Source organism: Sphingobacterium sp. MAE, assembly GCF_056711605.1.
In genome coordinates, this window is sequence record NZ_CM160044.1 from 1,813,518 (window position 1) to 1,831,630 (window position 18,113).

Sequence of the window (18,113 nt, forward strand, 5' to 3'; positions counted from 1 at the left end):
GAGTGGTTTACGTGTAGGGTTAAAGGTGAATTATAACATGAAGAAAGCATTAAATCTGGGGTTGTTCCTTGGGTTAATATCAGTGACATCTTTTGTATTGCAATCATGCAATGAAGATGGAAATAAAAAAACAGGTGCAGCTCCTGTGAGTACTGTTGATCGTACTAAAGCAATTGATGATATAGATAAGGATACGGTGGTTGAAAACATTAAAAAAGATTCAATTGCCACTAAGGAGAAAAAGAGTATTTTACATCATGAAGTGGATACTGCTAAATTATTAACGGACTCTGTATCGCCGCGTTATATTTATCTGACGTTTGACGATGGTCCTTTGAATGGCAGTCAATTTATTGATTCGATAGCAACAGCAAAAAATATAAAAATAAATGTATTTCTTATTGGAAAGCATGATCGAATGAGCAAAGGCTTGCATAAGTATTATGAACGTTATATGAATAATCCATTAGTGGATTGCTATAACCATAGTTTTAACCATGCAAATAATAAGTTTACTTATTTTTATAGTAATGCCGAGTCTGCTTATGAAGATTTTGATAAAAATGAGAAGGATTTAAATCTAAAACATAAAATTGTCAGGTTGCCTGGTCGTAATATCTGGTATTTTGCTGATCGCAAACGTATTGATATGCAAAGTGGATCGAGCACTGCAGATTTGCTATACCAAAATGGCTACCGATCGATGGGCTGGGATTGTGAATGGAAAAAGGGTAAACCATCGGGTATGCCGGTAGAGTCTGTAAGTTTTATTTATCGTCAGATTAATAATAGGTTGCGTAATGGTACGTCGTTTTCTAAGAATAATGTTGTTTTATTGATGCATGATGATATGTTTCAAACTAGAAAAGCACAGAAAATGTTAAGTGATTTGATTGATAGTTTGAAATTGCATCCAAATTATGAATTTGCGCATATGCGCGACTATCCTAAACAGAAATAAAAAAGGCTGTTTAATAAAATCCTTTATTTAAAAAAGATCCCCGATACAGCAAAATGTCGGGGATCTTTTTTTATTTTAATTCTGCTTTCTTAAATATTTTGTCAAAATCACGATGGTCTGACCATCAATCTTTCCTTCAATTTGTTCTGTATTATCGAAAACAAGTCGGATATTTTTAACAACGGTACCTAAAGTTGCACGGATTGAAGATCCTTTTACATCTAATGTTTTGGTGAGTACTACTGAATCACCATCAAACAATTGTTGTCCGATACTATCTAGGTGAAATTCTACATAGCCATCATTTTCGTGATCTCCTGTTTGTTTCGCCCATTCTAGGGTGTCATCATCCAGATATAATATATCTAACGCTTCTGAGGCCCAACCTTCATTTTTTAAGCGATTCAACATACGCCAAGCAGCTACTTGTACAGCAGGTACTTCTGACCACATGTTATCGGGTAAGAATTTCCAGTATTCGGCATCTAATTGTGTCGTCTTATTTAATTGATCGGCACATTTTTGGCATAAAACGATGGTATTGTCGGCATTGGCTTGTAAATCGGGAGGTAGTGTGTATAAGACTAAATCTTCAGTTGCTTGACTCAATTCACATTTATTTCCCGCTCTTTCGAATAGTTGATTTTCTAAATTCATCTAATTTTTGGATAAGTTGCAAATGATAAGTTGCAAACATAGTGAATATTTATAATTCTATATCTAAAAACAGCAGATATAACAACTCAAAAAATAAAGGATTGATAATTTGGAATATAATTTGCAATGCAGTAAACGATATAATTTGTATCTTATTTAATATTAACTGAAATTAAACTAAAACTGAATAAACATGAAATGGCAAGGTGGTAGAAAGAGCGACAACTTTGAGGATAGAAGGGGAATGTCTGGTGGTCAAAAACTGACTTTAGGGGGCGTAGGTGGAATAATTGTATTGATTATTGGATTTTTGATGGGGGGAGATCCAGCGCAATTATTACAACAGGCGCAAAATATGACTGGTACAGAGCAAACTGGACAGCCAAGAGAAATTAGTGAAGAGGAAGCAAAATTAACTGATTTTTCAAGAACTGTTTTAGCGAGTACAGAGACTGTTTGGACGACACTTTTTAAGGAGCAGTTGGGTAAAAATTATGAAGCAACCAGTTTGGTGGTTTATGATGGAGGTACGGAAACTGATGGATGCGGTGTAGGAAAAGCATCTTATGGACCATTTTATTGCCCGGGCGATCATAGGATCTATTTAGATTTAACTTTCAATCAAGAATTGAAAACAAAATTTGGTGCTAAAGGTGAGTTTGCTCTAGCCTATGTTATCGCACATGAAGTTGGTCATCATATTCAACAATTAGTTGGTTTACTCCCTAAGACCAATAATATGCGCGGTAAATTGAGTGAAGTTGAAAATAATAAATTATCGGTGATGACCGAGTTGCAGGCTGATTTTTATGCTGGAGTATGGGCGCACCATGTTAATAAACTATCTGATATACAGATTGATTACAATGATATCTTGGACGGTATGGCCGCTGCGGAAGCTGTTGGTGATGATCGATTACAAACTCAGGCTCAAGGTTATGCTGTGCCCGATTCTTTCACACATGGAACTTCAGCACAGCGACGTGCCTGGTTTAAGAAAGGATACGATTCTGGTGATATGACTAGTGGAAATACTTTCGAAGATCCAAGTTTGAAATAACGATATGAAAAAGACCAGAATGTTAAATCTGGTCTTTTTTATTGATTTCGTAAGAAAAGCTTTTTTTATTAATACTCGGCATTATAATGATCTGATGTTCAAATTACTTTTTGTAGATCGTAGATCTAAATCAATCAATTGTTGAAAATGCTATATGCTGATTTGAAATTGCTCTTTATTATTGCACTAGTAAATTACATCCACGGATGTCGCTTTGATCAAATCGACCTAATACTTCAAAAGACCCATCATCGTAAATTTTTCCGAGGTCTTGGGTTGCGATGAAGGAGCAAGAATATCGATTTGCTAAATCAATAACATTGATCGCTCCTGTTTTTTTGTTTGTAGCAAGTGTTAGTGGATCATTTGTTTCTCGAATTAAAATCTTCATCCAATTTGGATGCTTGAATATGCCATTTCCATAGGAATATCCTTGAGACAATAATTCTGTCATTCCATATTCAGAATGTATGCCAGAGACCTGAAAGCTTTTACAAAGTAAATCATGAATTTCTTCTCGAACCATTTCTTTACGTTTGCCTTTCATGCCTCCCGTCTCCATAATGATCAGCTCTGGAAATGATAATTCGTATTTTTCTATGAAATCTAGTAAGGCAAATGTTACTCCGAAAAGTAATGTCTTCGTCCCTTTTGTTTTTAATTGTAAGAGTGTTTGGTATAATTCTTCGTGATTATATAAAAAATAGTTACTTTCTGGCTGTTGGCTATGCTGCATTAAATCATTAATCATATAGATTAATGAAGATCCAGTGCGCTCTAAATAGGAGGGTAGAAGAGCTAAAATGGCTATATTTTCCATTTTGCCATAAAACTGTTCAAAAGCAGTTCTGAAACTTTGCTCATAAACTTTTTTATCAGCAACAAGATGCTTACTGGTAGTCATTCCTGTGGTGCCTGAACTTGTAAATATAATCTCAGGCTGTAGATCGTCGGCAATAATTTCCTGAGTTTTAAAAAGCTCGATTGGCAGAAATGGGATTTTAGTGTAATGATCGATCGTATTTATTTTTATATTGAGGTACTGCACATATTTTTTGTAAATACGGACATGTTCCATTTGAAAATGAAAAGTGTCTAAGCAGATTTTATTAAATTCTGTTTGATTTTGAATAGTAAATACCCGGTCCCAGTTCATACGCTATAAATTTCAGTACAAACTTAGATAAATTTGTTTTATTTACAATCCTAAATGCATGACAGGCCAATCCATGTACCCGTTCATTTTTTTTGCTTTTGACTTATGTTTGTAGGAATATGAATAATTTCTACGCTGTTAATATCTGTATTGGATAGTGGCAATGAGGCTTTCAATAAAAATTTAGCGCATAAAAAAGGTTCTTAGCTTGAAAGCCTAAGAACCTTTTTTATGTTTTGATATATATGTGATTATAACATACCGCCATCTACTGGTAATACTTGTCCTGTTACGTATGCAGATAGATCGGATGCAAGAAACAAACATACATTTGCGACATCTTCCGCTTCTCCAGCACGTTTCAGTGGTATACCAGCTTCCCATCCTGCGACTACTTTAGGATCTAATACTTCCGTCATTTCGGTACGGATAAATCCTGGTGCCACCACGTTGGATCTGATGTTGCGTGACCCTAACTCTTTAGCAACTGATTTTGAAAAGCCGATAATACCAGCTTTGGAAGCTGCATAATTTGCTTGACCTGCATTTCCTTGAACTCCTACTACAGAGCTCATATTAATAAAAGAACCTTTACGGTTTTTCATCATGATTTTGGATGCTGCTTTAGTAACATTGAAGACAGATTTTAAATTTACATTGATCACATCATCCCAGTTTTCTTCAGTCATACGCATTAACAACCCGTCTTTTGTAATACCGGCATTGTTGACAACAATATCAATAGTACCAAAATCGGCAACAATGTCACTGATTAATTTTTCAGCTTCATCAAATTTTGATGCATCTGAGCGGTAACCTTTTACAGTAGTTCCAAAAGCTTGAAGTTCTTGCTCTAAAGCTTGACCTTTTTCCACAGATGATAAATATGTGAATGCCACTTTTGCACCGTGTTGTACAAATACTTCAGCAATTTTTCTTCCTATTCCTTTTGAGGCTCCAGTGATTAGAGCAGTTTTTCCTTCAAGTAATTTCATTCTTATGTATTATATGTAATATAAGGTGCTTGCAAAAATGTTAAAACTATCCTACAATCGCAACCTTAATATCAATTTAATTTTGAATTTGCAAAATAATAATCGAAAATTAAGTTGTAATAATACTGTCAACTTGAATGGGGCATGTTAAATAAAAATGGCTAAAACAGTCAGGTTAGGGAATTCTTAATAATAGTATGGTATTTTTGAATAAGTGGTTTTAAAAAGTACAGTTTTTTGACAAAAGGATTGCGTTAATATAAAAATCTATATTAAATTTGCATCAATCACGAAGACATGAGTAAAAAAACAAAAAATACCAAAGAGGTAGACGTCGTTTTAATTGGCGCAGGTATCATGAGCGCAACTCTAGGCACACTTATTAATGAGTTGAGTCCAGATATTAAAATAGAGATTTTAGAGCGCTTGGATGTTGTTGCAGCAGAGAGTTCAGATGCATGGAATAATGCAGGAACTGGTCACTCTGCATTATGTGAGTTGAATTATACCCCACAACAAGCGGATGGTACGGTTTCAATTGATAAAGCAATCAGTATTGCGGAACAATTTGAAGTATCTAAACAATTTTGGACTTACTTGGTTGATCAAGGAGTTATCAAAAAACCGGAAAACTTTATTCGATCTGTTCCGCACATGAGTGCTGTTTTCGGAGAAAAAGATATTGATTTCCTTCATAAGAGATTTGATGCTTTATCCGAGAATAACTTGTTCAAGGGTATGGAATATACGGAGGATAAAGCGGTTTTAAATGAATGGATTCCATTAATGATGAAAGGTCGTCCTGACGATGATAAAATCGCTGCGACGAAAATGATATTAGGCACGGATGTAAATTTTGGCGCGTTGACGCGTGATTTAGTTGAACATTTGGATGCTAAAGAAAATATTACCTTGCATCTTACCCAAGAAGTACGTGACATTGATAGAAATGACAATGGTACATGGGAATTGGAGGTCAAGGATTTAAAAACTGGTGAAAAAAGATCAATCAACGCTAAATTTGTTTTTATAGGTGCTGGTGGACACTCTTTACTATTGCTAGAGAAATCGGGTATTCCTGAATCTAAAGGTTATGGAGGATTTCCTGTTGGTGGTCAGTGGTTACGCTGTGTCAATGAAGATGTCATCAAAGATCATCATGCGAAAGTATATGGTAAAGCCTCTATTGGTGCTCCTCCTATGTCTGTGCCACACCTTGATACACGTTATATAGATGGTAAACAGGCTTTGTTGTTTGGACCATATGCTGGTTTTTCTACTAAATTTTTAAAACAAGGTTCTTATTTTGATTTACCTGCTTCGATCAAGTTATCAAATATTAAACCGATGCTATCTGTAGGACGTGACAATATGGATCTCACAAAATATTTAATATCTGAGGTGATGAAAAGTCCCAAAGATAAATTAGATGCTTTGAAACAGTTTATGCCAACAGCGCAATTAGAGGATTGGAAAATAGAAGTTGCTGGCCAGCGTGTACAAGTGATCAAAAAGGATGCTAAACATGGTGGTGTGCTAGAATTTGGAACGGAGGTTGTCTCTTCTGCAGATGGTTCTATTGCAGCGTTGCTAGGTGCCTCACCAGGTGCCTCTACTTCTGTAGCTATCATGATCAAACTTCTGAAAAGATGTTTTCCAGAACGTGCTAAAGCAGATGAATATCGCAAAAAATTGCGAGAAATGATCCCGTCGCACGGACAATCATTAAATGATGATGCAGAGCTTTGTGTAGCGACTAGAAAGCGCACACATACTGCATTAAAGCTTGAGAATTTTAAAGATTAATTTCTTTTAACCATACTTATGGGGTGCTTGCAGTAAATGTACTGGTACAGGCTGAGATTATACCCAAATAACAAGAATTGCTCAATGCCCTGAGCAATTCTTGTTATATACCTGATCCAGATAATGCTGGCGTAGGGATATTTAATTTCAAAAATCTTGCATTTATAGCTATTTCATAAGTGTGTATTATTTTATCTTACACATATTTTAAATGCAGTTAAATCAAATTTTATACGATTTTTTACAGCAGATCAAAGCGACATCTTTGCCTGAATGGTTAGCCGTTGGCTTTGGTGTTTTACAAGTTTGGTTCGCCAAATCTAATAAATCTATCAATTATCTTTTTGGTATTTGTGGTATATTAATGTCAATTTACGTTCTGTTTTTCGCGAAATTATATGGTGAAATAGCCTTAAATATGTACTACCTACTGATGAGTATCTATGGTTGGATGTATTGGCAACAAAACCGTACAGATCATCATGTCATCACGCGATCATCAAAAAATGATTGGATCGTAGTATCATTGATTTGTATCATTGGTTTTATTGTATTTTATTTCGGATTATTGCATGCTACAGACTCTGATGTTGCTTTGTGGGATGCGCTTGTTTCCTGTACAGCATGGGCGGGAATGTGGCTACTGGCCAAGCGAAAGATCGAGAATTGGATTTTATTAAATATTAGCAATTTTATGGCAATACCATTGCTGTACCATAAAGATCTGTTCTTGTTTGCGGCGTTAACTTTGTTTTTATTTGTCATGGCTTTCTTTGGTTATTTTAACTGGAAAAGAATCCTCAAAAGTGAATTTATATATGATCATGAATCAAACTCAAATTAATCTTATAAAAGACCAGCAACAGCATGCAATTAATTGTAAAGCTATGACTGCAGCACAACTGGATTTAAGTATCTCTGAGAAATGGTTTAAGATATGGGTGCCTAAATGTCTTGGCGGTTTGGAATTTTCTTTGTTAGAAGGAATGCAATTGTTGGAGGAATTGGCTTATTACGATGGTGGTTTAGCTTGGACCATTACTTTGTGCTCGGGAGCTAATTTGTTTGTCGGATTTATCGACCCAAAAATTGGCAAAGAGATCTTTCAGAATTCGCAAGTGTGCCTTGGTGGAAGTGGTCGTGCATCTGGATATGCTGAGCGCGAACAAGGTGGGTATCGGATTAAAGGTCATTGGAAATATGCTACCGGTGCCCCACATCTGACTCATTTTACAGCAAATTGTGTCATCACTGAAAAGGGTATACCGGTATTGGACGAAAATGATCAGCAGCTTATATATTCTTTCTTTTTCGATCGTAATGATGTATTGATTCATTACGATTGGGATACGTTTGGCTTGGAATGTACTGCAAGCCATAGCTTCTCGGTCGAAAATCTTTTTGTGAAAGATTCACGTAGTTTTGTGATTAATGAATCGAAAAGTACGTGGCCTCAGCTTTTGTACCAGTATCCTTTTATTCCGCTTGCCGAATTAACATTACTAGTTAATTTTATCGGTATGTACAAGCGCTTTATTGATCTGGTTGAAAGGTATTTTATTGTGAAATCTCAGGATGAAGTATGGTTAAAGGATAAAGGAAAGCTTTATTTTAAACGATTGGATAAGATACAAGATGATTTTAATAAACGAAGAGATGTTATATATCAATTGGCAGAGCAATCTTGGAGCAATCGAGAAAAAGAAATGGACAATGCTATTATTTATAACAGGATTGCCATTGAAAGTCGGAGCTTGGTTTCCAGTATTAAAGATCATGTGATGCAATTATTTCCACTTTGTGGTATTGAAGCTGCACAGCGAGAAAAGGAGATGAACATCGTATTTAGAAATATTTTTACAGCTTCACAGCACAGTTTATTGCAGGAATAATATCGAAGCGATAAATGATATCGCATCGATATTAGCAATTATTGACTTTCAAGTGCTTTTTTTAAATTTATCAGACGATGATACGAAGGACATTTTTCTAATTCTTTATTCCAACGTTCTAAAGCAGCTATATTGGCTTGTAGAAACTTGGGCATATCGAAGATATGCATATCAACTGTTATCTGTATTTCATCTGGTAATGATGCAGAATCAAAATATTCTTTTAGTTCCTCAATTGTCATAGATCAAAGATAAAATTATAATGTGACAGAAAAAATTTAAGATTATTCTTTGTTCATGTCAAATCATCTATATTTATAAGCTGATGCAAGTTTTACAACAAGATTTGAAGACTCATGAGAATAGAAAAAAGTTGTATTGAAGATTTGGTTGCCCACATGGAATTGTACGATAAAGCGATTGCCTATCAGCATGCCTTAGGCAAAGTGAATTGGTTGGGATTTGAAGAGCGGACTGTACTAGAGGAAATTAGAAGGGGACAGCAGTATAAAATTGTGATAGACAAACAAGTTGCTTGTGTTTTTCTACTCGCTGACTCTGATCCAATTATTTGGGAAGAAAAAAATAAAGAACCGGCGATTTATATTCATCGTATTGCTACTAATCCACTTTTTAGAGGTCAAAATTTTGTTGTCAAGATCATTGATTTTGTAAAAATAATAGCTAAACAAAAACAAAAAGAATTCATAAGAATGGATACTACCGCAGGTAATGAACGACTGAACTATTATTATGAGCAATGCGGTTTTAACATAGTAGCTACTATTGCGCTTCAAGGAAATACTGATATGCCTGCGCATTATCGAAATAACTCATTTACACTTTTTGAAATGAGGGTATAATATCATTTTTTATACTCATAATTTATTGTCTGTAAGCAATGCTTATGATCGGTGAAAGGGCCGATTCTATAAATTTTTCTTTTTAATTTACAGTGCTAATTTCTACTCATATATGTTATTGGAAGATAAGCTGTCAATAATCAATAGGGTAGATCGCATAGGGAAAGATAACGTATTTATTTCTTTGGGTATAATTTTTTAAATGCATTGTATACGGCTTGGTGAACAATTGTTGCGTGCAATTCTTGTGGTAAATAGTCAAAACATACATTGATGTTATTGGTTTGTTTCAACATTTTATTAAAGTTGATTGATTCCTTGTACATTTTGACGTCTTCATCTTTATTAGGAAATCCTAAATAGACGTTTAATGGATTGTTGACATGAGCATGTAATGCATCTTTAGATTCATGTAATAACTTTTGTTCTCCCCACCACAGGCTTGGTGCTATAATGATATACTTACTAAACAAATGGGGCTTCTTCACTAGAATTTCAGATGCTAACAGACCTGCTAATGATTCTCCAATAATGGTACGATCTGTATTTGCATGATATTTATTTTCCATGTAGGGCTGTAGTTCTTTTTCCAGAAATGCAATGTATGCTGCTGATTTTCCGTACTGAGAAAAATTTTCTTTCTTAAAACCTTCTTTTTCCAGGAAGTCGAGGTTGGGAACTGCAAAGGTGAAATCTCTTTTTCTATTCGTATTTTCGATCCCAACAATAATTGATTTTGGAAATTGCGCAATCCACGGTTGTGTATAATAACGAACGATCCCAACTAGATGAATAAAATCTTCTTCTACACCACCATCTAATATATAAATAATGGGGTATTTGATCGTGTCGGTAGCACTATAATTTTCTGGTAAATATATATTGATTGTTCTGTTTTCTCCAAGTACTGTAGAATGTATATGATCTATTTGTCCAAGGATAATTGCTTTTTGAGAATACGCGTTATACGACGAGAAAATAATTGCAATGAATACTGATAGATACTTTGTCATTAGATATTTTTTGTGCAGCGGACTGGGGTACTATGATCTGAGTAAAGATAAGGCTTATCCTGTAAAAACGATCATAAAAAACCATAGATATAGGGAACTATGCCTTCATTGAAGATGCGCAATATAATCATTAAACACTATAAGCATTTGATTGTTATATATATAAGTAATAAGCTAGTTCTTATGGACAATATTAAAAAAAGTTTGGATGCATGTCTTGTGCGATACAATAAGTATTATGGCTTTCTAGAAAATCCCCATAAATTTAGTATAGATTGTAATCCACAGCGATTGATTATTAGAAATTTTGCATTGCGACATGATCGACGAGATCTATATGAAGAATATATTCGAAGTTTCTATCCTGAACACGCAGTTAAAGAATTGGGAGAATTTGATTCATGTCTCATGTATCTGAAATTTTTCAATAAAGAAGAGGCTAAAAGCTGGTTTATTTCAAACGATACAAAAATGGTTGAATCGGACATTCGAGCTAGTGAAAGTAATGCCATTTTGAGAATGTTGTTTGTGGAAGATGACATCGATTGCAAAGAATTGCAAATTGATGATAAATCGTATGTCTTAAATCGAGTTACGCCTGAATCTATATTACAGACACGGGATAATTTTTGGGTGGATACTCGTATTTGCTAATGAGTAAAAATTTAATACTTGCATATATGGATTTTAAAAGTCTTTATAATGGGGGGATTGAAGTGATGTTATACTTATTCTCTATTGTGCTCATTTTAACATATAAAATAATCTGTAAAGAAAGATATCTTCCATAAATTTGTGTTACACTGAGTTTTTTTATCTCATTTTTATGAGTAACCTAGTCTATTAATAGGTTTTAATTAAAGCTTATAAATAGATTGAGCTCACTTATTTTTGGAGCATCAGGAAATTTTTAAGTAATGTAAGTCCTGTATCTTATTGGGATCAGGGAAATATTTTTGTAGTTTTACATAACCAGTTATGTAATTGGTTATGTAATATAAATTTTTTAAAAATAGTTTTATGAATTTCTTTAATAAGACGGGAAAAATGGCTATGGGAAGTAGATTGCGATTATTGACCAATAAGGTCACCGAAGATGCTGCTCAGATATATGAACTTTATCATGTGGAGTTTCTTCCAAAGTGGTTTCCTGTATTCTTTATTTTGTCTGAAGAAGGAGAAAAAACGATTACTGATCTTGCTTATGAAATTGGACATTCGCAACCTTCTGTTACTAAAATAATCAGAGAAATGGCTCAGGCTGGACTTGTTGAAGATAATTTATCATCAAGAGATAAACGTAGAAATGTTGTGGGCTTAACTGATAAAGGAAAAAATCTCAGTGAAACAATAAAAATTTCATGTAGCGACGTGGATGCAGCAATCGAAACTGTTCTAGGAGAAGCTACTCATAATCTTTGGGAAGCAATTGAAGAGTGGGAGGTGCTTTTGGAACAAAAATCATTGTTAAAAAGAGTAAAAGAACAAAAAAAGATTCGTGAAAGTAAAGCAGTACAAATTGTACCTTATCAAGCTGAACACCAATTAGCTTTTAGATCTCTTAATGAAGAATGGATTTCTACTTATTTTGAGATGGAAGAGGCTGATTACCGAGCTCTGGAGCATCCTCAAGAATACATCTTAGATCAAGGTGGGGCTATTTTAGTCGCTCTTTATCATCATGAACCAGTGGGTGTTTGTGCTCTTATTAAAATGAAGGATAGAGATTATGATTTTGAAATGGCAAAAATGGCTGTATCTCCAAGAGCACAGGGTAAAAATTTAGGATTTTTGCTTGGTCAAGCTGTCGTAAATAAAGCTAAAGAATTAGGTGCTGCAAATATATACTTAGAGAGTAATACCATTCTGAAACCTGCTATCAATTTATATCATAAGCTCGGATTCCAAAAAATTGTAGGACGAGCCACGCCATATAAAAGATGTAATATTCAGATGGTTTTAGAATTGGGTAGGTAAATATATATATGATTTCTTAATAAATGGAAACTTTAACTACTTAATATGGAGTAAATTATAAAGATAATGGGTGTAGGTCGTAGATAAAACTTGTAGCATTTATCACTGAGTGTGCAGATTTAAATAATTTCAATGCCTAGCTCTTTGTAAACTTTTAGTGCCGTATGGTCTGGATCTGCTTCAGTAATAATACTGTCTAGATCTTGGGCAGGTCCTATATAAAATGCCTCTACCGTACTGCTACTTTTATATGTTCAATGTACTGTTACACTATCTCCTAGAGATTTCGAACGTAAATTGCAAACGGGTGGAACCTACGGTTTTATTCTTCAAATGAAAGGCTCACCTTATTGAAACCTAAACTTTTTAATAGTGGTGTAAATACATTCAGCGCATTTGTGCGGGTCTGTAGTAAGATGTCGGACTTTTTAACTTCTGATGCAATTTCCTTTTCTGCATTTTTATAGGCTTCGTCTACGAGATCTGCTTCTCGGAAAAATGCCATCTTGGTATCATATACACGTGAAGATTTATGATCGATCTTGATGTAACAAATTTCGGGTTTAGGTAGTTTCATTGCAACAGAGTCTCCATAAACTTGGATATCTTCTGATTTTACTTTTGTCAAATCGATACAGCCTACGGCATCTGCTTTGATGATCAAAAGAACGCTCGCATCGGGTAAGAATGTGGAAACGTTTTTATGTTCAAGTACATCACTCAATCTGTATTTGACCAGTTCTAGTTTGCCCATTGCTTCGATGCGCTCGATCAAAAGCTGATGTGTCGTTACTGTTGTGGTTTTATTTTCAAGCTTTGACCAAACCAACCAACCTAAGACAGTAATAATTGCTAATATGAATACTATTTTTAAAAATTTTGCCATGAAATAATATAATCAATTTATAGACCAATAATTCATTTTACTATGTAAAAATTTTATGTCATAACGATTAAGCCATTTGTAGAGAGTCTTAGCCATATTGATGATATTAAAGCAACTGTGTATTTATTGGATGGTTTGTGACTATGTAAGGTGTGTAGATAGGCTCTTTGCTGTATTACTCAAGTGTAATCGAAAATTCATAATAGCTGTTTCTAATCTCCCCTTAGAGCTGTCCTTTTGTATTGCTAATGTGTTTGTATAGTTGATGCTTTTTGTTTCAGGATTCAACTTTGGGTGTCCTTAATTTTTAAACAGACAAAACGTTGTGGAGTTAAGATTATGGATCGATTGAATTTTTTTTCTCAGGAATTGATCATGTATATGATTTTACTTGTTCTTTATTTTTGGTATTCCTGATCTATAAAGATTCAGTGCAGTTTTTAAGATGTCATTAATCGTCTTTAATGGAATATCCTTGCTAGAATCAATTATTAAAACTTTCATCTTGGTTCGTTTACCAGTTTCTAAAATGGGTATATCAAGATATCTTACTTTCACCATCATGAGATAGGGAAAGTTTTTGTGACGATCCATAGATAGTTAACAAAATATCCTATTTTTATAGCAGAAACAGGGCATGCCCCATTTCTGCGCTTCTGTGATTAGCGTATCCTGTTGTAGAATTATCTTGCGCAGTGCAAGTAAGCAACTTTTAATGGGCTCGGCTATGTTCTCATAATATTCATCAAAAACATGGACCATCTTTATTCGCAGATTTGTTTTAGACGGGCTAAAGCTTTAGGCCATGTTTCGTCAAAATAAGTTAGATATTGATCCATGACATCCACTTTAACGGTGACTGTAGTAACATCATCTTGCTCCTCAAAGTGATAATTTTCAGTACAGCCTGTCCAACCTTCTACTGCAGGTCCTTCTAAGATTTCTGTATCCCCATCTAGTATTCCGTAATGAGCTATAGAAATAAATTTATTTGGAATATGTTCCGCAATTTTGGCGATCATTCCTTCTCTTTTTCCTTCTTTATTGATGCCGATAAAATAAATTTTATCTCCTTTGTTCCATCCGCCTTCGTAATCTGAAGTGGGTTGGAATTCAGCTGTCCATAATTTATAAGTGGGTCTATCAAGCATTTTATAAAAGACTTGTGCAACGGGTGCTTTGATATTTATCTGATAGGTTTTAGTTTTCATCATTTATTTTTTAGGAAAATTTGGATTTTTCTTTACTTCTTCTATTTGTTTAATGTGTCTAGCGCAGTGTGCTGCAATAAAGAGCAGATTTTGGTAACCATCGACTATACCGGTCGGATACTCACTTATGTGATTGCGTAGATCATCAAGATTAGCTCTTTTAATATATTGCACTACAGGTTCTCGTGCTGCAGTGAAGTCGCTCATTGCGATACTGCTGTTGTTATACTTTCCTGTAGGTTGCAACTCCTTGGGAGCTTGAAATTTTTGACTTCGATCGGTCATCATCGTAATTAAATCTTGATCAGTTGTTTTTACTTCGTTTTTTCGTTGCGGTTGTGCAGTTTTTGCTAGTTCTTTTTGGGCCATGTCAAATAACATTTTCTCTGAGCGAATAATGTGTTCTAAACATTGACTGATAGACCATTTACCTTCTCCAGGGCTAAATTGTAGTTGCGCTTCACTAAGTCCGGAAATATTGTTTTGTAACAACTGGGTGGTGTATTGAAAATATTGCAGTAATGAATCAATATTTCCTTGAGGATTTAAAATTGTAATCGGACTAGCTTTTCGAATTGATGTTTGCAATATAGCTGTATTATTACTGTCTGAAACAGCTAGTGCCGTGAATGGTAGGATTATACCCGCACTTAGTGTTAGTATAACTTTTATAATTGTTTTCATAATTTAATAATTTTTTAGATTTTGATATCCAAGTATATATAATGTAAAGGTGTCTTTTACTGTTTATATAATCAATAATAAATATTAACAATTTTAGTTTTATTTTTTTTTAATATGCTTAGCATAGGACAAGAAAATTTTCCTTTTCCTATCAATCATTTTTAATTCTATAGTGAACACTTGTGTGCAATACACTTTTTTATAAGGTTTAACAGTATTTTAACGGTATAAAGAGTTCACTACTTACTGTATTGTGTGATCTTGTAATATAATCCTTATTATTGTAGATTGGATATATCATATCTATTCTTGTATGATACATCTAGACTGATTTTTTTTATGAATTGCTATTATCTCATACTATGCTTTTGAGAGAAGCAGGGAGGAAAGTTATGGTTGGGATCAATATAGTCGGATAGTGATGATTTTACAATTGAAAATAATAGGAACTACGTTAAATAATTCAGTTAAAATGTATGTTGAAAAATGATGAGAAAAGCTTTAATGGAGGATAGTGCTTGTCAAGATGGAAACTTTGATAAGTGAACTATATGCATGAAACTACATGATTATAAAATAAACAAATAATACTTTTTATAACAAATCAATGAACATAAAAATCTTACTTACTTTAAACGATTGTAGAATACCTTTGAAATCTTGGATAGCGATACATGCTGTCTATAAATTTATAAATTGGCAGAAAATCAGTTCCGTTCTGCTTTTTATTTTCATGCTACAATATGCTGTCGCGCAAAAAAAACCTATTGACTTTGTCAATCCTTTTATTGGAACCACAAACTATGGTACTACAAATCCTGGGGCTCAGGTTCCGCAGGGCTTAATGAATGTTTCTCCCTTTAATGTGATGGGATCATCTTTGAATAAATTTAATAAGGATGCACAATGGTGGTCAACTCCTTATGAGTATCATAATAAATTTTTCACTGGATTTTCTCATGTTAACCTAAGTGGTGTGGGGTGTCCAGATATGGGAAGTCTTTTGTTGATGCCTACTACAGGGGATCTTCAGGTAGATTATAAAAATTACGGAAGCACTTACAAGGATGAGCATGCTTCGCCAGGATACTATTCTAATTATTTGGAAAAGTATGGTGTTAAAACTGAAGCAACTGCTTCACTTAGAACAGGAATTTCAAGATTTACATTTCCTAAAGGTAAAAGCCATATTTTATTAAATTTAGGAGAAGGGCTTACTAATGAAACGGGGGCTACTATGCGATTTGTAAATGATCATGAGATCGAAGGATCAAAGTTGTTGGGATCGTTTTGCTATGTAAATAATCAGGCTGTATATCCTATTTATTTTGTTATGCGTTTAAGTAAGAAACCAATTCAGAAAGGATATTGGAAATTTCAGCGATCAGGTGATGCTTGGGAAAATGAATGGAATAAAGATGCGGGAAAATATAAACTTTTTACATCGTATCAAAATGAACTTTCGGGTGATGATATTGGGGCATTTTTGAGCTTTGAAACAATAGAAAATGAACAAATTGAAGTTCAGCTAGGGGTTTCTTTTGTTAGTATAGCGAATGCAAGAGAAAATCTGGAGCAGGAGCAACCTAGTGGAGGATTTGATCAGATCAAGACAGCGGCTGCTAAAAAATGGAATGAAGATCTATCTAAAATAGAAGTGGAAGGTGGTACAGATGATCAGAAAACTGTTTTTTATACAGCATTGTATCATGCGCTCATTCATCCTAATATTTTACAAGATTTCAATGGTCAATATCCAGCGATGGAGAGTAGAGAAACGCTCCATACAAATGGTAATCGATACACTGTTTTTTCACTTTGGGATACTTATAGAAATGTTCAACCCTTGATGAGTTTACTGTTTCCAGATCGTCAAACTGAAATGATAAAATCGATGATTGATATTTACAAGGAGAGTGGATGGATGCCTAAGTGGGAATTATATGGCCGAGAGTCCTATACGATGGATGGCGATCCTGCTATTCCTGTTATTGTTGATGCTTGGATGAAAGGTATTCGGGATTACGATTATCAAGCAGCTTATGATGCTTTTTATAAATCTGCCACATGCGTGGATAGTACAAATAAAATAAGACCTGACAATGCTGATTATGTCAAGTATGGATATGTACCTCTCCGTGCAGCATTTGATAATTCTGTTTCTCACTCGATAGAATATTATCTTGCAGACTGGAATCTTTCGCAGTTTGCGGCGTCATTAGGTAAGAAGGAAGATGCAAAATTATTTGCGGAGCGTGCGAAAGGTTATCAGCATTATTATTCTAAAGATTACGGAACATTCAGACCTATACTTCCAGATGGAACTTTTTTAACTCCTTTTGATCCTTTACAAGGCGCTAATTTTGAGCCCAATCCAGGTTTTCATGAGGGAAATGCATGGAATTATACTTTCGCTATTCCGCATGATATTCCTGGCTTAGTGAAATTAATGGGCGGTAAGCGTAATTTTGTTGAAAAACTTCAGGCTACTTTTGATAAAGGCTATTTTGATGTGACCAATGAACCTGATATGCTGTACCCACATATCTTTTCTGAAATAGAGGGTGAAGAATGGCGTACTCAAAAATTAGTAACGGAAATATTAAATACTCATTTTAAAAATACAGCAGCGGGTATACCTGGAAATGATGATACAGGTACGATGTCTACTTGGGCTTCTATGAATATGATGGGGATTTATCCCCTTTGTCCAGGAAGACCTGAATATACGGTAGTGACACCAGTGTTTGATAAAGTAACCATTCATTTGGATGCTAAGTATCATCATGGAAAGGATAAATTAATTATTAGACGTGAGCGTAAAGGAGTGGAAGGCTATATTAAAAACATTGCTATAGATGGAAAAAAATCAAAAGGATTTAAAGTCTCTCATCATGATCTTGTAAATAGTAATGAGATCGTGATTACTACAGGTAGTCGTTAATTGTAAAC

The 18,113-nt window shown here is 34.4% G+C and carries 18 protein-coding genes; 9 read left to right on the forward strand and 9 right to left on the reverse strand.

Going from position 1 to position 18,113, the window contains the following annotated elements; genetic code table 11:
• Window positions 1-37: 37 nt before the first annotated feature.
• The gene (locus tag AC06G9_RS07665; RefSeq protein ID WP_480957817.1) at window positions 38-961 is read left to right on the forward strand and encodes a polysaccharide deacetylase family protein; all 924 of its coding nucleotides are present in this window, start codon (window positions 38-40) and stop codon (window positions 959-961) included.
• Between the two features lie 75 nt (window positions 962-1,036).
• On the opposite strand, the gene AC06G9_RS07670 is transcribed toward AC06G9_RS07665, so the two are convergent.
• On the reverse strand, window positions 1,037-1,618 hold the full coding sequence (locus AC06G9_RS07670) for a PhnA domain-containing protein (RefSeq protein ID WP_045752684.1): 582 nt from the start codon (window positions 1,616-1,618) through the stop codon (window positions 1,037-1,039).
• 193 nt (window positions 1,619-1,811) lie between these two features.
• Here AC06G9_RS07670 and ypfJ point away from each other — a divergent pair, with 193 nt between their 5' ends.
• Window positions 1,812-2,678, forward strand: coding sequence for a KPN_02809 family neutral zinc metallopeptidase (gene ypfJ, locus AC06G9_RS07675; RefSeq protein WP_045752683.1), 867 nt, complete (start codon window positions 1,812-1,814; stop codon window positions 2,676-2,678).
• Window positions 2,679-2,856: 178 nt separating this feature from the next.
• Here ypfJ and AC06G9_RS07680 read toward each other — a convergent pair whose 3' ends face one another.
• Both AC06G9_RS07680 and fabG read right to left on the reverse strand, forming a co-directional pair.
• Window positions 2,857-3,834, reverse strand: a complete 978-nt coding sequence (locus tag AC06G9_RS07680; protein WP_094773629.1) for a LuxE/PaaK family acyltransferase — start codon at window positions 3,832-3,834, stop codon at window positions 2,857-2,859.
• A gap of 251 nt (window positions 3,835-4,085) precedes the next feature.
• Window positions 4,086-4,829 carry a 3-oxoacyl-[acyl-carrier-protein] reductase gene (gene fabG / locus AC06G9_RS07685; protein ID WP_045752681.1) on the reverse strand — a complete coding sequence of 248 codons (744 nt, stop codon included), beginning with the start codon at window positions 4,827-4,829 and terminating at the stop codon, window positions 4,086-4,088.
• A gap of 297 nt (window positions 4,830-5,126) precedes the next feature.
• Here fabG and AC06G9_RS07690 point away from each other — a divergent pair, with 297 nt between their 5' ends.
• The 3 genes from AC06G9_RS07690 (at window position 5,127) to AC06G9_RS07700 (ending at window position 8,527) form a co-directional block, all read left to right on the forward strand.
• Window positions 5,127-6,635: a malate:quinone oxidoreductase gene (locus AC06G9_RS07690; RefSeq protein WP_293928672.1), complete on the forward strand. Its 1,509-nt coding sequence runs from the start codon at window positions 5,127-5,129 to the stop codon at window positions 6,633-6,635.
• 211 nt (window positions 6,636-6,846) lie between these two features.
• On the forward strand, window positions 6,847-7,479 hold the full coding sequence (pnuC, locus tag AC06G9_RS07695) for a nicotinamide riboside transporter PnuC (protein WP_480957818.1): 633 nt from the start codon (window positions 6,847-6,849) through the stop codon (window positions 7,477-7,479).
• Window positions 7,460-8,527: an acyl-CoA dehydrogenase family protein gene (locus AC06G9_RS07700; RefSeq protein WP_480957819.1), complete on the forward strand. Its 1,068-nt coding sequence runs from the start codon at window positions 7,460-7,462 to the stop codon at window positions 8,525-8,527. The genes pnuC and AC06G9_RS07700 overlap by 20 nt, the downstream gene beginning before the upstream one ends.
• 38 nt (window positions 8,528-8,565) lie before the next feature.
• On the opposite strand, the gene AC06G9_RS07705 is transcribed toward AC06G9_RS07700, so the two are convergent.
• Window positions 8,566-8,769 carry a DUF6965 family protein gene (locus tag AC06G9_RS07705; protein ID WP_248754196.1) on the reverse strand — a complete coding sequence of 68 codons (204 nt, stop codon included), beginning with the start codon at window positions 8,767-8,769 and terminating at the stop codon, window positions 8,566-8,568.
• A gap of 114 nt (window positions 8,770-8,883) precedes the next feature.
• Here AC06G9_RS07705 and AC06G9_RS07710 point away from each other — a divergent pair, with 114 nt between their 5' ends.
• A complete protein-coding gene (locus AC06G9_RS07710) occupies window positions 8,884-9,390 on the forward strand; it encodes a GNAT family N-acetyltransferase (RefSeq protein WP_480957820.1) in 507 nt (168 codons plus the stop codon).
• A 176-nt stretch (window positions 9,391-9,566) separates the two neighbouring features.
• Here AC06G9_RS07710 and AC06G9_RS07715 read toward each other — a convergent pair whose 3' ends face one another.
• A complete protein-coding gene (locus tag AC06G9_RS07715) occupies window positions 9,567-10,403 on the reverse strand; it encodes an alpha/beta hydrolase (protein WP_480957821.1) in 837 nt (278 codons plus the stop codon).
• Window positions 10,404-10,586: 183 nt separating this feature from the next.
• On the opposite strand from AC06G9_RS07715, the gene AC06G9_RS07720 reads away from it, so the two are divergent.
• Window positions 10,587-11,057 (forward strand): hypothetical protein, encoded by a 471-nt coding sequence (locus AC06G9_RS07720; protein WP_248754193.1) that lies wholly within the window; start codon window positions 10,587-10,589, stop codon window positions 11,055-11,057.
• A 366-nt stretch (window positions 11,058-11,423) separates the two neighbouring features.
• Window positions 11,424-12,380 carry a bifunctional helix-turn-helix transcriptional regulator/GNAT family N-acetyltransferase gene (locus AC06G9_RS07725; RefSeq protein ID WP_480957822.1) on the forward strand — a complete coding sequence of 319 codons (957 nt, stop codon included), beginning with the start codon at window positions 11,424-11,426 and terminating at the stop codon, window positions 12,378-12,380.
• 322 nt (window positions 12,381-12,702) lie between these two features.
• Here AC06G9_RS07725 and AC06G9_RS07730 read toward each other — a convergent pair whose 3' ends face one another.
• The 4 genes from AC06G9_RS07730 to AC06G9_RS07745 form a co-directional block, all read right to left on the reverse strand.
• The gene (locus AC06G9_RS07730) at window positions 12,703-13,266 is read right to left on the reverse strand and encodes a DUF4230 domain-containing protein (protein ID WP_248754191.1); all 564 of its coding nucleotides are present in this window, start codon (window positions 13,264-13,266) and stop codon (window positions 12,703-12,705) included.
• A gap of 600 nt (window positions 13,267-13,866) precedes the next feature.
• The gene (locus AC06G9_RS07735; protein ID WP_480957823.1) at window positions 13,867-14,028 is read right to left on the reverse strand and encodes a DUF1801 domain-containing protein; all 162 of its coding nucleotides are present in this window, start codon (window positions 14,026-14,028) and stop codon (window positions 13,867-13,869) included.
• Between the two features lie 2 nt (window positions 14,029-14,030).
• Complete coding sequence (locus AC06G9_RS07740) at window positions 14,031-14,480, reverse strand: SRPBCC domain-containing protein (RefSeq protein WP_480957824.1); 450 nt, start codon at window positions 14,478-14,480, stop codon at window positions 14,031-14,033.
• On the reverse strand, window positions 14,481-15,161 hold the full coding sequence (locus AC06G9_RS07745) for a DinB family protein (RefSeq protein ID WP_480957825.1): 681 nt from the start codon (window positions 15,159-15,161) through the stop codon (window positions 14,481-14,483).
• Between the two features lie 607 nt (window positions 15,162-15,768).
• Between AC06G9_RS07745 and AC06G9_RS07750 the strand changes: the two genes are divergently transcribed.
• Window positions 15,769-18,105 carry a GH92 family glycosyl hydrolase gene (locus tag AC06G9_RS07750; protein ID WP_480957826.1) on the forward strand — a complete coding sequence of 779 codons (2,337 nt, stop codon included), beginning with the start codon at window positions 15,769-15,771 and terminating at the stop codon, window positions 18,103-18,105.
• The last annotated feature ends 8 nt before the right edge of the window (window positions 18,106-18,113 follow it).